Origin of the sequence: Lentzea sp. NPDC092896, assembly GCF_044754905.1 — a bacterium.
In the GTDB taxonomy this organism is placed as follows: Bacteria; Actinomycetota; Actinomycetes; order Mycobacteriales; family Pseudonocardiaceae; genus Lentzea.
Genome location: NZ_JBIVPX010000007.1, coordinates 316,124 through 330,737, shown reverse-complemented (window position 1 = coordinate 330,737; position 14,614 = coordinate 316,124). Strand labels below are relative to the sequence as shown.

Genomic DNA, 14,614 nt, shown 5'->3' with positions numbered 1-14,614 from the left:
GATCGAGGCTACTCAGCGCAGAGGCAGCCCACCCCGGGTTCGATCCATTCCTGGCCCGCCCAGTCGGGATGCCGCTCGATCAGCACGGCCCGCACCTCCGCGACGATCTCGTCGAGCGCCATGGCGGAGTCGCGGCGCCGCCACGTCTCGTCCCGCAACTCCCCCAGGTAGTCCCGAACTCCTTGCAGCACCTGGATGTCACCGACCGACCCGTGTCCCGGCACGACGACCCGCGGCTGATCGGCGATCAGCCCGTCCATCACGTCGATCCACGCGAGGCCGGAGACGTCGGTGTCGTGCGGCGGGAACCACGGGAAGATCGCGAACTGCCCGGTCTCGGCCAGGTCTCCGGTGAACAGCACGCCCGCGTCCGGCACCTCGACCACCTGGTCTCCCAGCGTGTGGCCGCGGCCGGTCGGCCTGAGCAGCACCGTCCGGCCGCCGAGGTCGAGCGCGCGGGTGCCGTCGAACACCTCGTCGGGCACCGGCACCTCGACGCCGGCCAGCCGTTCGGCGATCGTCCCGCCGAACCCGCGGAACTGCTCCAGGTAGCCGGATCCCTTGCGCCGCAGGTCATCCGCCTGTGCCCGGTTCACCAGGTAGGAGCTTTCGAACACGGACGCGCCGAACGCGTGCTCGGGGTGGAAGTGCGTCGTCGTCAGGTGGATCCGCCGTCCGTTCGCGATCTTGTCAGCGAAGGTGAGCACCTCGGTGGCGTTGGCGAGGCCGAGTCCGGTGTCCACGACGAGGATCGCCTCGGTGCCACCGATGATCCCGATGTTGGGCACCAGTGCGACGTGCTCGTTGGGGATCACCAGCACGTCGGTGGCCACCTCGACGGCGCCGGAGACGTGGACGACGGGGTCAGGAAGGTTCATGCCCCCACTCCACCCGTGCAGTGCGGCGCGCGTCCAAGACCGTCTGCGCACACCCGATACCGCGCGAGTATCGTGCCTGATCATGGAGCTGCGCACCCTGCGGTACTTCGTCGCGGTCGCCGAGGAGTTGCACTTCGGCCGCGCCGCGCAGCGACTCCACCTGAGCCAGCCGCCGCTGAGCCGGGCGATCAAGCAGCTGGAGCACGACCTCGGCGTCACCCTGCTGGACCGCTCCCCCGCCGGCGTGACGCTGACCGACGCGGGCCAGGTCCTGCTGGCCGAGGCGAAGGTCCTGCTCGACCACGCCGACCGCATCCGCGCCAAGCTCGCGCGGACCACGATCACCGTCGGCATGATGGGCGACCACGGCGCCGCCAGGCTCGCCGCCGCGTTCCGGCGCAAGCACCCGCAGGTCGAGATCCGCGTCCGCGAGACCGATCTGACCGACCCGACCTGCGGCCTGCGCACCGGCCAGGTCGACGTCGCGCTGACGCGCGGTCCGTTCGACGAGAGCGGCCTGAAAACCCTTGTCCTGCGCGAGGATCCGGTCGGCGCGGTGCTGCGTGCCGATGATCCGCTCGCCGCTCGCGAGCGGATCACCACCGCGGACCTGGCCGATCGTGACTGGTTCCAGTTCCCGGACGGCACCGACGAGATCTGGCGGAACTACTGGAACGGCGGCGAACCGCGCAGCGGTCCGACGGTCCGCGCCGTCCAGGAGTGCGTGCAATCCGTGCTGTGGAACGGTTCTGTGGGTCTGGCGCCGCTCGGCCACGACCTGGGCGAGCTGGTCGTGGTGCCGCTGACCGACATGCCGCCCAGTCCCGTCGTGATCGCGTGGGTCAAGGACGACCCGCTCACGCTCGACTTCGTCCAGGCGGCGACGCAGGCCTATCCCCGGCTGTAACCCCACTTCGTGCGCGTCGCCGCGTCCTCGACGCCGGTGAAGCCCTCGTTCGGCACGAACACGTCCTCACCGAAGTCGATGTCCGTGTCGTCGGCGTTGCCACCGACGGCGTCGGCGCCGACGGCGAACATCGCCTTCGGGTTGCCGCCCTGGTCCATGAGCGTGTCGTGCTCGTTGAACTGGTGCTGGTGCCACGAACCGGAGAGGTGTCCCAGCTCGTGCGCCGCGATGTTGCCCAGCGCGCGGCCGACGAACAGGACCTTGTCACTGGCCGGTGTGATGTAGGTGTTGAGCGAGACGGACGGGCCCGCCGGAGCGCTCAGCAGGTCGAGCTGGACCATCGCGGTCTCCTCGTGCCCGAAGTTGCCGGGGTCGATGGACTGCGCGATCGCCACCGTCTCCACCCCGGACTCGGCGATCGTGCCGCCGATGACGAGCCTGCTGACGTTCTTCTGACCCCACGGGTCGGCGTGGTCGCGGCTGTTGAGCAGCTTGACGCCGAAGTTGCCGTGCAGCGCCAGGTTCTCGCGGATCGTGTCGACCGCGACCGACGCCACGCGCTTCTCGTCGGCCGCGGTCAGGCCCCAGTTCGCGAGGAACTTCGACAACGGCGACAGCTGCTTCTCCCCCGGCGGGCCCCACACCGTGGTGTCGACGAGGGCACCGTCGAAGTCCACGAACACGGTCTGCGTCCCGGCTTTCTCGCTGCCGGGCCGGAAAGCCTTGACCGTCAGCTGGTACTGACCGGTGCCGTCCTCGACGCCGACGTGGTAGCGGCCGTCGCGCGGGGCCAGGAAGTCGGCGGCCGCGTTTCCGCCGCCGGGCAACGGGTTCTCCTTCGGGTAGACGCCGGAGAAGTCCTGCCGCGAGCCCATCACCTCGCGGCCCCTGCTGTCGTGCACGGCGACCTTGCGCGCGGCACCCGCGACGGACGCGCCGATCACGTCACCCGCCTTGAGGTCGACGGCGAAGAAGTCCTTGTCCCCCTTGCCTTCGCCCGTCGCGATCGTCAGTTCGTAGGAGCCGGCGGTGTTCAGGGCACCGGTGACGCGGACGAAGAAGTCCGCGCCCGTGGCCAGGTCGACCTCCAGGCGGGCGTCGGTGCTGACGCCGACCGTGTCGTTGGCCGCGATCTCCGTGCCCGCCGCGTCGAACACGGTCAGCACGGTGTCGAGGTCGCTGCCCTCGGTACGCGTGTCGAAGGTCGTGTGACCGTTGCCGCGCAACCGGTAGAAGTCCTGGTCCGCACCGCTGATCCGGCCGGTCGTCCTGATCGCCCGGTGGGTCGTGCCGACGCCCGAGTCGCTCGCGGTCTGCTGGCCGTCGTTCGGTTCGGCGAACTCGGCGACGACCGGCATGGTCGGGTCCGCGGCCAGCGAGCCTGTGAAGAGGGCGGCGCGGTGCCGGCGGAAGTCCGTGGACTCGGCGGTCCACGGGCTGTCGTTGCGCCCACGCGCCGATGCCGGCTCACGTTCGGCGTAGGTGTAACCCGGCGCCGCGGCCGTGAGGATCCGTGCCCTGGTCTTCGCCTCACGCGCCTTGGCCGCCTTGGCCAGGTCGACCGCGCCCGGATCCGCCAGGAAGGCCAGCAACGGGTCCGGCTGCACCACCGCCGGCGCGGCCACCGCGGTCTGCCCGCTCAGCACCAGCGCGGTGACGGCGATCGCTCCCAGTAAACGCATGCATCCCCCTGGTAGTAGATCAACCAGACCTACACCGTGAGGCGGACGCAGGAGAAGAGTTCTGGCCCAATCAAGACAGGTGCACCGACACCGCGTAGTCGCCGCCGCGGAACTCCTCCCGGTCCCAGGTGGCGAACCGCTCGACGAGCGTCAGCCCGGCCTGGGCGCAGTGCTCGTCGTACTGCTCGACGGTGTAGCCGCGGTTCAGGCTGAACCCGGCGACCAGGAACCGTCCCACGTGCCGTGCCACCCCCGCGACGAGCGCGTCCTGCGTCCCCGGTGCCGTGAACAGCGGCACGTTGCCCGCCATGACGACCACGTCGAACGTGCGTCCGAGATCGAGTTCGGCCAGGTCGGACCGCACCCAGGTGATGTCCGGCGCCAGCTCGCGCGCGTGGGCGAGCATCGACTGGTCGACGTCCGCCCCGACCACCTCGATGCCGTGCCTGGCCAGCTCGATCGCGACCCGTCCGGTGCCGCATCCGGCGTCCAGCACGGAGGCCGGGCCGAACGCGCGCACGAAGGTCGCCTCGCCGTGCACGTCCATCCCCGACTCGGCCAGTGCGTCGAATCTCTGCTGGTACTCCGCCCCGTTCCACACGAGACGCAAGCCTAGGCGGCGCCTGACCGTTCCGTTCGATGAGAGTCACGGGCGAGAGGCACGGCCGCGACTATCGCGGACGAGAACGGCCAGGCGCCGCCTAGACCCGCAGATCGGCGGATACCGGATGTGTGAGAGCGCTGCCAAGGTCGAGGACATGACGCGCTTTCTGCTGGCAGTGGCGTTGCTCGTGGCCGCGGCCTCTCCCGCACAGGCCGCACCGCTCCGATGGGTCGGCACGTGGGCGACCGCGCCGTCCTCGGCGGTCTCCGGCACCGAGAACGGCTATCCGAACTTCTCGTTGCGCAACATCGTGCACGTCAGTGCCGGAGGCAAGGAGATCCGCGTCCGGCTCTCCAACGCCTACGGCCGCACCCCGATCCTGTTCGGCCAGGTCACGGTCGCCCGCGCGGCCGGCCCGGACACACCGCTGGCGCTGGCCGGGACCATGCGCACGCTGACATTCGGCGGCGCGCAGTCCATCACCGCGCCGCCCGGCGCCGACGTGATCAGCGACGGCGTGGCGCTCACCGTCCCCGCCGACTCGGACCTGCTGGTGAGCGTCTACACGCCCGAGCCCGGCGGGCCGGTCACGCACCACCAGCTCACGATGCAGAACTCGTACTTCACCCGCGACGGCAACCACACGGCCGACGAGTCCGCCGCCGCCTACCGCGAACGCACGACGAACTGGCACTACGTCTCCGGTGTCGACGTGCGCACGTCCACGTTGCAGGGCAGCGTCGTGGCGCTCGGCGACTCGATCACCGACGGTGCGAACTCGACGTGGGGCGCGAACCTGCGCTGGCCCGACCAGCTCGCCGACCGCGTGAACACCCGCCTGGGCGTGCTGAACGCGGGCATCAGCGGCAACCGCCTCCTGCTCGACGGCGGTTCGGCCGGCCCCAACGCCCTGGCCAGGCTGAACCGCGACGTGCTCACCCAGTCCGGCGTCCGGTCGGTGATCGTGTTCGAGGGCATCAACGACATCCAGCAGACCCCGCACGAGACCGACCCGGCCAAGATCATCGCCGCGCTGAAGCAGATCGCCCAGCGCTCGCACGACCGCGGCCTGCGGGTCATCGGCGCGACGATCACGCCGTTCAAGGGCTGGAACAGCTACACCGAGGAACTGGAGCAGGTCCGCCAGACCGTGAACGCGTTCATCCGCACCAGCACCGACTTCGACGCGGTCGTGGACTTCGACCAGGTGATCCGCGACCCCGCCGACCCGCAGCGGATCAAGCCCGACTACGACCAGGGCGACCACCTGCACCCCGGTGACAAGGGGTTCGAGGCGATGGCGAAGGCGGTGAAGATCGCCACGCTCTGACGTGGCCTACAGGAACATCGGGATCGGGTTCAGCTCCGCGTACGGGGTGGGTGCGGTGAGCCTGCCGAGCCGGACCGGCACGTCGAACAGCCGTCCGGGGGCATACCGCGCCCAGAAGCCGCGCAGCCCGGGCACGATCACCTTCACCACGGGCAGGCCGATGTCCGGGCGGGTCTGGTCGAGCACGAACACCTCCAGGCCCGCCTTCTCCAGCCGTGCCTGGACGTCCAGCACGTCGGTCAGCAGATCGCCGGAGGCGGTGTACGGGTGGCGCACCGGCGAACCCGAGGGGAGCAGGTAGGGCTGGTTCGCCACGGCGGCCGTGGTGAGCCAGTGCCGCAGGTCGTGGTCGTCGCCGGTGTGGCCTGCCAGCACGGCGGGCATCATCTGGTTCATCTCGGTCAGCGCGCGGCGCGTCGCCAGCGCCGGGTCGAGGTGGGCGCCGAAGCCCATCACGACCTCCTCGCGCTCACCGGAGACCAGTCGCGACAACGCGACCACGACGGGCACGCCGAGGTCGGAGGTCAGGTCCAGGGCCCACAGCTCACGACCGAGTCCGGCGTGGACGGACCGGAGCTCGTCGATCCACGGGTCCCCGTCCAGGACGACGGGCGGCTGTGAAGTCCGGTTGTACCACCACAAAGCGACGGCATCGCGTTCGACGAGCTCCAGCATTCCCTGCAGGACGGCGTCCTCGAGCGAGGACCCGGCCGCGTTGCCGTTCGAGTCGGCGATGAGCCGTTCGTCCACGCCGGTGCCGAAGTACAGCAGACCTGTTGGCAGCAAACGGTGTTCGCCGCGGGTGAGGGACCACACCGGGGACCAGTCGATCTCCGCGTCGTCGTCGAACGGGGTGCAGACGTGCTGGAAGCCCGAGTGCGCGGCGTTCCAGGTCGCACGACCGTCGAACTGGCGCGGGTCGTACAGCTGGACCTGGTCCGGGTGGATCGCCCGCGGGCCGAGCGAACGGAAGCTGGCTCGCACGCGCGCCTCGTCGCCGTCGATCTGGGCGCTGTGCCGTTCCAGCGCCTCGCACAACGCGCCCACCTCGGCGTCCAGGGCGGTGACGCCCTTGCCGCCGTTCTCCGAGCGCAGGGCGGAACGGAGGTGGGCCGCGCCGCGGTGGCCGAGGGCGACGTTCGGGCCGGAGCGGAAGGCGTTGAAGAACGCCGGGCCGCGGTCGTCGCGCACGACGTCCTTCACCACCCCGGTGACCGGGCTGATCAGGTGGCGGTAGGCCGCCAGCACCTCCTCCGGCGTCGAGGAACGGTGTCCGCCTCCCGACGTGTGCACCGCCGGGCGTGAGGACAGTTCCACCGGACGCCAGGCGCGTTCCCGCACCAGGGACGGATCGCCGCAGGAAGGGCACTGGGGCCGGGCGGAGACGGCGTGCCGCCTGCCGGTGAGGTCGCGGCTGTCGAACGTCCACAGGTCGCGCTGGCCGGTGTAGCGGTGACCGGCGACCCACTTCGCCGCCTCCAGGGCCACCAGGTTCAGCGCGACGGCCCGCAGGGGCTCGAAGTCGACGCGAGACCGCGGCACCGCACCCGGCAGGCCGAGGGCGGAGCGGACGTGGGCCTCGGCGGCGCGGTTCGCCCACAGCCGATGGGAAAGGCAGTGGTAGCAGGGACCCGAGCCCGGCGTGAAGAACGGGCCGATGGACACCTTGGCGCCCAACGGTTTGGCGAGCAGCCACGACCGGCCGGCGGCACGCAGCTTCGCGTCCACTTCGGACAGACCGTCGACGAGGTGGTCGGACACCAGAACGACGGTCAGCGCGCCGTCGCCCTCGGCGATCGGCGGCAGTCCGGCTTCGACACCGAGACAGATCACGTCGACGTCGGGCGTCCCCGCGGGTTCGACGCCCAGCGCGTCCCAGTAGGCGGAGCCGGACGTGCTCATGCTGACGAGTCCCGCCTGCGCGAGCTGGGTCAGCAGACCGGCGGCGTGCTCGGGAGACGCGTCGAACTCACGGCGCACCGCGGCGAGGTCCCGGCTGCCGTCGAGCAGCGGGGCGAGCGCCTCGACTCCGGCGCCGCGCAACGCGGTGGTGTCCTCCTCGGAGAACACGTACACCGCGTCGCCCGGAACGACCTCGGCACGCAGGTGCCGCTTGAAGCCGATGTGCCGTGACGTCACTCCGCGGCGGCGACGCGAGTGGCGCCACAGGCACGACAGGGGCTGACGGACTGCGTGCAGAAGCAGAGGGCGGCCTCCGCTCCGGTGCCCAGTCCGGCGCCGTCGAACGTGTCCAGAACCAGTCCGGTCTCCAGGCTCGGCGCGACACCGAACACCTGCTCGACCCCAGCCGTGAACTCCTCCATACCAGCCTCCCCAAACGAGATGTGGACCACACTATCGGGCGATCGGGGTTTGCGAACCCCGATCGCCCGGCTATTCGTCGGAGATCAAAACGAACCGGTAAGGGGTCCACGCATGCGTCTCACGATCCTCGCCGCCGTGCTCGCGGTCGGCGCCACGGCCTGCGGGTCGCCGACCCCGGTGTCCCAGGGTCAGGCGGCCTCCACGACCTCGACCGCACCCACGTCGGCATCGGCTTCGGCCTCGTCGAGCGACAAGCAGAAGCCCGCGGTGAAGGCCGAGCTGACCATGCAGGGCAAGCCCGGCCTGGGCCTGCTGACCGCGACGAACCAGGGCACCGCGCCGATCACGTTCCAGGGCTGGCCGAAGCTCGCCTTCACCAACCCCGCGAACCAGCCCGCCGCGATCCCCGTGGAGCAGAAGCTGGTGCCCGGCGAGGGGCCGTCGATCACGCTGCAGCCGGGGCAGACCGCGTTCGCCGGGGTGCTGCTCGACGTGGACGACGACGCCAACTCGTTCGCCATCAACGAGATGACCGCCGAGTTGCCGGGCATGGTGCCGGTGAAGGTGACGTTCGTCGGGACGGACGGCCAGCCGATCGCCGACCTGGCCAAGCTGAAGGTCAGCGAGGCGAAGGTCGGGACGATGCAGCCGGCCGCCCAGGGCGTCACGGTCTTCGACTAGTGGGGTGGCTCGGAACGTCGCCGGGGGAATTCGCGGTCAGACGGGAGCATCGTGGTGTCGCCCCCATGCCCCCGTACTGGTTGTACGGGGGCATGGGAGCCGCGCCGCGAGGTGCCCTGCTGAGCGTGGATCACCTCGCCAACGTTCCGAGTCGCGCCACTAGCCCTTCATCCAGCGGTACTGCAGGTACACCTCCCACGGATGGGCAGCCCGGTCCAGGAACATGAGGCTGTCCATCCGGCAGTTGCAGGCGTTGCCCTCGCGGGTGTTCTGCGGGTAACTGCCGCCGATCTTGTACCCGCGCGGGTCGGTCGCCGACGCGAGGTCGGGTTCCGGTTCACCTTCGAGCTTCCACGGGTCACCGGCGGTGACGTACTTGCCCGCCAGCGGATTTCCGTTGCGGTACAGGGCCATCGTGCCGGTGTCGAAGTCGAACGTGGCCGCGAGGAACACCCATTCGTTCTGCGGCAACAGCTTCTGCCACGGCTCCGCGGCGGCGAACGTCTGCGAGTCGCCGCCGTCGATCCTGCGGGCCAGGGCGACCAGCTTCAGTTCGCCGTCGACCTGGATCAGTTCCAGCAGCGCCCGCACCGCGTGGCCGTTCGAGTCGCCGGTCAGGACGCCGGCCAGGCCGATCGCGCCGTAGAGGTCGTCCGGGTTGGCGGAGTTCGAGTTCGGGGCCGGGTTCTGGCCCGTCATCTTCACCCAGCCCATGATCGACGCCTGACGCGCGCCGTTGAACGCCTTCAGCGTCGGGACGCCGGTGTCGCTGTAAAGACCTGCCTTCCAGTCGTCGTTGCCGGCGGTCGCCGGGTTGATCTGCTTGAGCTGCACCGAGTTGCGGCTACGCCGAAATGCTCCGTCGCGCACGCGCATGTCGGCGCCGCCGTTGATCAGCTGCAACGACGTGCCCGAACGGCCGCTGTCCCGTTCCAGCGCTTGGTTGCCGCGCGCCGGGTGTTCGAAGTCGTAGTACGACACCAGGTTGCGCGCCAACGTGGGCAGGACCGTGCCGAACGTGGCCTGCGCCGGTGCGGCCAGTCCCACGCTGAACGCCGCGACCAGGCCGAGAACCAGAAGCCGCTTCACCGGACTCCCTTTCCCTGCACGCGGAGGTCGCGGAGCCTGCCGATGTTGTCGAACGAGCCGAAACCGACGCGGCCGGAGGAGAACGTCTTGTCCACGGCGGTCATCAGCGGATACGGCGAACCGTCCACGTACACGGCGATCTCCCCCGAGTCGGCGCAATGCTTGACCCGCACCCGATGCCAGGCCGTGTCGCTGACCGCAGGCGCGGCACCGACGGAACGCACGGCGTCCCATTGGTGGTCGAGGCGCAGGCGGTCGGCGTTGTTCACGACGAAGATGCCGTTGTGCGGGTAGATCTTGTTGTCCGACGAGAGGTGCGCGTAGTAGAACTCGGTGTCGGAGCGGTAGCCGAACACGATGATCACGTCCCGGTTGGACTCGGCGACCGGCGTGTCCAGCCGCACCGAGGCGTCGACCTGCACCGAGCCGAACGCGGGTCCCTTCTGCAGCACCGCGTACTCGAACGGGCGGCGCGGACCCGGCCGGGCGACACCGGGTTCGGCCAGCACGACCTCACGGCCGGGGAACTGCCACAGGTCGGGCGTCACCGGCTGCCACGAACGCGCTGACGTGGCCCCGGAAACGAAGTCGTGGCCCGAGCGGCAGGAGGCGAAGGTGCGCGCACCCGTCACCTTCCAGATCTTGCCGTTCGCCTTGGCCAGCACGTAGAGCTCACCGGCCGCGTCCTGGCCGAAGCGCAGGTCGACCCGGTTCGGGTCGTTGACGAGGGCCTTCATCGTCGTCAGCGCGCCGTTGACGTAGACCATCATCTCGCGCGAGGTGGCCATCGGCTTGCCGGCGCGCATCTCGCGTTCGTCGGCGTAGTAGAGCAGACCCTTCACGCCTTCGCCGTAGATGTACTTGCCGCGCAACGAGGGGATCTTCGAACCGCGGTAGACGAAACCGCCCATCAACGCGTTGCCGCTGTCGGCACAAGGCCGTTGGGTGGAGAGGCGGTTGTGGTCGAACGCCGTGACCGGGTAGGTGTAGCCGTACTTGGCGTCGTCGGCGGGCAGCGGGAACACTCCGCACGACGGGTCGCCGCGCCGGTACTCCCAGATGCCCTCGCGTTCGCTCCAGCCCAGGTTGGCGCCCTTGCGCACCTCGTAGACGGAGTCGACGGCCTTCTCGCCGATGTGCCCCAGGTACATCCGACGCGTGCTGGGGTCCCAGCTGAAGCGGTACGGGTCGCGCATGCCGTACGCGTAGATCTCGCCCAGCGCGCCTGCCTTGCGCACGAACGGGTTCGCGCGCGGGATGCCGTACTGGCCGTTCACGCCGTTGTGCCCGGCCGGGTCGATGCGCAGGATCTTGCCCTGCGGCAGCGCCAGGTCCTGCGGCACGGTCGTCGAGACGCCGATGCCGCCGTCACCGGAGGCGATGTAGAGCAGCTTGTAGTCCTCGTCCCACCAGCGGGCCGCCGGGTTGAAGCCGATCTCCTGGAAGCCGTGGATGAACGACGCGAAGCCGACCCGCAGCAGTTCGCGGTGCGTGCCCGAGAAGATGTCAGCGCGTGGATCGGAGGCCGTCCACTCGGTGACCACGCCGTGCACCTGGGTGTCCGCCGGCGACGGCAGGTCAGGCTTCTTGGTGGTGAGCGCGGAACCGGTTTCGGTGTGCACGGTGTAGAACTTGCCGTTGCGCCTGAAGTCGGGGTGGAACGCGGCGAACCCGAAGCCGCTGCCCAGGCCGCGATGGGTGTGGAAGTCGGGACCGACCGCGGTGCCCAGGTCGAGGAACGCGTGCTGGACCCCCTTGTCCAGCAGGTAGAGCTTGCCGTTCATGTCGGGCACGAACATCCGGCCGGAGCCGTCGGGCACCTCGCCCAGGTAGTTGATCCTGTTGTAGCGCACCAGTCTGGTGTCGGTCGGCGGTGGCACGGGCTGCGACTTCGGCAGCTGCGCGACCTCCGTGAGCTCCAGGCCGACACCGGACGCGCCCGGTGTCGGCAACGGGTCGGCGATCGGCGCGTCCTGCTGCGCCGACGCGATGGGCACGAACAACGCCGAGAGCACGAATGTTGTGACAGCCAAACGGGACAAGCGTCTGTACATCCCCCACCACCCTGTGGGCCAGGCCGTGCCAGCACGGCAGCGGAAAGCGCTTTCCAATGCAGCGGCACCCGGAATCTACCCAGCTAATAAGGTGGTTACAACCCCTCAACGACGGCCTGCGGTCACCCACTCGTACTGTTCGCGCACCTCGTCGGCGCTCACCGCGCGGTCCAGGAACATGAGTCCGTCGAGGCGGCAGTTGCAGGCGTTGGCCTCGCGGTTGTTCTGCGGGTGGCTGCCACCGATCTTGATCCCGCGCGGGTCCGTCGCCGAGGTGACGTCCGGTTCGGGTGCTCCGATGATCTTCCACGGATCGCCCTTGACCGCGTAGCTCCCCTCCACGGCCTTGCCGTCGATGTAGAGGCCGATCGTGCCGTTGTCGAAGTCGAACGTCCCGGTGAGGAACACCCACTTGTTCAACGGCAGCAGCGTCTTCCAGTCGGCCTTGGCCACGAAGAACTGCTTGTCACCACCGTCCAGACGCCGACCGAGCGCGATCAGCCGCATCGCGCCGTCGTGGTTCTCCGTCTCCAGCAACGCCCGCGCGGCGTGGCCGTCCGAGTCGCCCGACAGCACGCCCGCGATGCCGATCGCGCCGTAGAGGTCCGAATTTTCGGACGAGTTGGAATTCCGCGCGGGCGCCTCCCCGGTGATCTTCACCCAGGTCATGATCGACATGCCGCGTGCCTTGGTGAACGCCTTCATCGACGCGACCCCGGACGAGCCGTAGACGCCCGCCTTCCAGTCGTCGTTGGTCTTGTCGTTCGGCCGCACCTGTTTGAGCTGCAGCGACGTCCTGGAGGCCGGGAACGCACCGTCCTGGACCCGCATGGCGGCGCCACCGTTGATCAGCGAGATCGGCGTGCGCGCGTCGGCACGCCCGATGTCGTCCTCCTTCTTCGCATCAGTGGCGGGATGCTCGAAGTCGTAGTGGTGCACGACCGCGGACGCGATGCCGGGAGACACCTCCGGCGACGCCTCCGCCTGCACGGACGCGGCTTTGCCGGTGATCCGCAGGTCAGCGACGCGGCCGACGTTGTCGAACGAGCCGAACCCGACCCTGCCGGACTTCAGCACGGTGTTCGTCGCCGTCATCAACGGCTGCGACGAACCGTCCACGTACACCGCGATCGCCCCGGTGTCCGCGCAGTGCGAGATGCGGACGCGGTGCCACTTCATGTCTGTCACGGCGGGCGCGGCGCCCACCGAGCCGTTCCACTGGTCGTCGATGCGCACCCGATCCGCGTTGTCCACCAGGAAGATCCCGTTGTGCGGGTAGATCTTGTTGTCCGAAGACAGGTGCGCGTAGTAGAAGCGGGTGTCGGACTGGTACCCGAACACGATCACGACGTCGCGGTCCTTCTGCGAGACCGGCGTGTCCAACCGGACCTGCGCGTCCACCGTCACGTTGCCGAACTCGGGCCCCTTGGTGACGACCGCGTACTCGTTGGGACGCTTCGGGCCAGGCCGCACCGCTCCGGCCTTGGACAGCACCACCTCGTTGCCGGGGAACCGCCAGCGCGACGGCGAGACGGTCTTCCAGTCGCCCGCGCCGGTGACCCCGCTGACCACGTCGTTGCCGGAGTCGCAGGCCTGCTGGGTCTGAACGGTGCCGGTGACCTTCCAGATCTTGCCGTTCGCCTTGGCCAGCACGTAGAGCTCACCCGCCGCGTCCGTGCCGAACCGCAGGTCGACGCGGCTCTTGCCGGCCAGCGACTGCATGGTCGTGCGCTTGCCCGCCGAGTCGTACACCGCCAGCTCGAACGTCTTCGCGATCGGCGCTCCGGCCCGCATGTCCTTCTCGTCGGCGTAGTACAGCAGGCCCTTCACGCCCTCGCCGTGGACGTACTTGCCCTGCAACGACGGAATCGCCGTGCCGCGGTAGACGAAACCGCCGATCAACGCGTTGCCGCTGTCCCCGCAGCCGCCGCCCGGCCGGTTGTGGTCGAAGCCCGCGACCGGATAGGTGTAGCCGAACTTCGCGTCGTCGGCGGGCAACGGGTAGAGCTGGCACTTGGGGTCGTCGCGGCGGTAGGTCAGATGGCCTTCCCGTTGCCCCCAGCCGAGATTGGCGCCGGGTTTGACCTCGTAGACCGACTCCACGACCTTTTCGCCGATGTGGCCGAGGAGCATCTTGCGCGTGCCGGCGGAGTCCCAGCTGAACCGGTACGGGTCGCGCATGCCGATCGCGTACAGCTCGGCGAGCGCGCCCGGCTTGCCCAGGAACGGGTTGGAAGGCGGGATGCCGTACTTCTTGTTGCCGCTGTTGGTTCCCGCCGGGTCGATGCGCAGGATCTTCCCCTGCGGCACCTTCACGTCCTGCGGCACGTCCGAGCGGTAGCCGATGCCACCGTCGCCCACGGCCAGGTACAGCAGGTCGTCCGGGCCGAAGCCGATCTCCTGGAACCCGTGCAGGTACATGGCGAACCCGATGCGCAGCAGCTCCCGGTGCGTGCCGGAGAACGTCGTCGCGCGAGGATTGGACGCCGTCCACTCGGTGATCACGCCGTGCACCACCGAGTTCGGCGAGGGCAGGTCGGGCGTGCGGTTCTTCAGCGCGTCCTTGGCCTCGGTGTGCGCGGTGTAGAACTTGCCGTTCGTGGCGAACCGCGGGTGGAACGCGACGAACCCGAACCCGCTGCCGAGTCCCTGGTGGTTGTGGAAGTTCGCGCCGATGGCCGAGCGGACGTCCAGGTACGTCCGCTGCCCGCTGCCGTCGCGGTTCAGCGTGTACATCTTGCCGTTCATGTCCGGCACGAAGAACCTGCCGGAGCCGTCCGGAATTTCGCCGAGGTAGTTGATCCGGTTGTACTGCTTGAGCCTGCTGTCCCCGGCGGCGGGCGTGGTCGACGACTGCGGCAGTCTCGCGATCTCCTGCAGTCGCACGCCCACGCCCGACGGCGCCGGTGCGGGAAGCGGGTCCGCGACCGGACCTGCCTGGGCGGCCGCCTGTGGCACCAGGGTGGCCGCCGCGACAGCCAGCGCGGCAACGAATGAGAGCGATCTGAACATCGCGCACCACCTCGTGGAATCAGCTTGGGAAAGCGCTTACCACGCGGCGGCG

At 69.5% G+C, this 14,614-nt stretch carries 11 protein-coding genes; 3 read left to right on the top strand and 8 right to left on the bottom strand.

Annotated features, from left to right (window positions below; translation table 11 throughout):
• Positions 1 to 8: 8 nt before the first annotated feature.
• Positions 9 to 878: an MBL fold metallo-hydrolase gene (locus tag ACIQF0_RS31905; RefSeq protein ID WP_401035574.1), complete on the bottom strand. Its 870-nt coding sequence runs from the start codon at positions 876 to 878 to the stop codon at positions 9 to 11.
• A gap of 82 nt (positions 879 to 960) precedes the next feature.
• On the opposite strand from ACIQF0_RS31905, the gene ACIQF0_RS31900 reads away from it, so the two are divergent.
• Complete coding sequence (locus ACIQF0_RS31900) at positions 961 to 1,785, top strand: LysR family transcriptional regulator (RefSeq protein ID WP_401035571.1); 825 nt, start codon at positions 961 to 963, stop codon at positions 1,783 to 1,785.
• Here the strand turns inward: ACIQF0_RS31900 and ACIQF0_RS31895 are convergent.
• Together ACIQF0_RS31895 and ACIQF0_RS31890 are read right to left on the bottom strand one after the other, a co-directional pair.
• Entirely contained in the window at positions 1,770 to 3,467 is a 1,698-nt protein-coding gene (locus ACIQF0_RS31895) for a hypothetical protein (RefSeq protein ID WP_401035569.1), read from the bottom strand. The two genes, ACIQF0_RS31900 and ACIQF0_RS31895, sit on opposite strands and share 16 nt — an antisense overlap.
• 70 nt (positions 3,468 to 3,537) lie before the next feature.
• Positions 3,538 to 4,068: a class I SAM-dependent DNA methyltransferase gene (locus ACIQF0_RS31890; RefSeq protein ID WP_401035566.1), complete on the bottom strand. Its 531-nt coding sequence runs from the start codon at positions 4,066 to 4,068 to the stop codon at positions 3,538 to 3,540.
• 157 nt (positions 4,069 to 4,225) lie between these two features.
• Between ACIQF0_RS31890 and ACIQF0_RS31885 the strand changes: the two genes are divergently transcribed.
• Positions 4,226 to 5,401 (top strand): SGNH/GDSL hydrolase family protein, encoded by a 1,176-nt coding sequence (locus ACIQF0_RS31885; RefSeq protein WP_401035564.1) that lies wholly within the window; start codon positions 4,226 to 4,228, stop codon positions 5,399 to 5,401.
• Positions 5,402 to 5,407: 6 nt separating this feature from the next.
• Here ACIQF0_RS31885 and ACIQF0_RS31880 read toward each other — a convergent pair whose 3' ends face one another.
• Complete coding sequence (locus ACIQF0_RS31880) at positions 5,408 to 7,540, bottom strand: TOMM precursor leader peptide-binding protein (RefSeq protein ID WP_401035561.1); 2,133 nt, start codon at positions 7,538 to 7,540, stop codon at positions 5,408 to 5,410.
• On the bottom strand, positions 7,537 to 7,725 hold the full coding sequence (locus ACIQF0_RS31875; protein WP_401035558.1) for a hypothetical protein: 189 nt from the start codon (positions 7,723 to 7,725) through the stop codon (positions 7,537 to 7,539). Before ACIQF0_RS31875 ends, ACIQF0_RS31880 begins: the two co-directional genes overlap by 4 nt.
• Positions 7,726 to 7,837: 112 nt before the next feature.
• Between ACIQF0_RS31875 and ACIQF0_RS31870 the strand changes: the two genes are divergently transcribed.
• Positions 7,838 to 8,407 (top strand): DUF4232 domain-containing protein, encoded by a 570-nt coding sequence (locus ACIQF0_RS31870; protein ID WP_401035555.1) that lies wholly within the window; start codon positions 7,838 to 7,840, stop codon positions 8,405 to 8,407.
• A gap of 159 nt (positions 8,408 to 8,566) precedes the next feature.
• Here the strand turns inward: ACIQF0_RS31870 and ACIQF0_RS31865 are convergent, their stop codons facing one another.
• The 3 genes from ACIQF0_RS31865 to ACIQF0_RS31855 all read right to left on the bottom strand — a co-directional run bounded on the left by ACIQF0_RS31865 (position 8,567) and on the right by ACIQF0_RS31855 (position 14,562).
• The gene (locus ACIQF0_RS31865) at positions 8,567 to 9,496 is read right to left on the bottom strand and encodes a hypothetical protein (protein ID WP_401035552.1); all 930 of its coding nucleotides are present in this window, start codon (positions 9,494 to 9,496) and stop codon (positions 8,567 to 8,569) included.
• Complete coding sequence (locus ACIQF0_RS31860) at positions 9,493 to 11,529, bottom strand: PQQ-dependent sugar dehydrogenase (protein ID WP_401035550.1); 2,037 nt, start codon at positions 11,527 to 11,529, stop codon at positions 9,493 to 9,495. Before ACIQF0_RS31860 ends, ACIQF0_RS31865 begins: the two co-directional genes overlap by 4 nt.
• Positions 11,530 to 11,655: 126 nt before the next feature.
• Positions 11,656 to 14,562: a PQQ-dependent sugar dehydrogenase gene (locus tag ACIQF0_RS31855; protein WP_401035547.1), complete on the bottom strand. Its 2,907-nt coding sequence runs from the start codon at positions 14,560 to 14,562 to the stop codon at positions 11,656 to 11,658.
• Positions 14,563 to 14,614 lie beyond the last annotated feature (52 nt).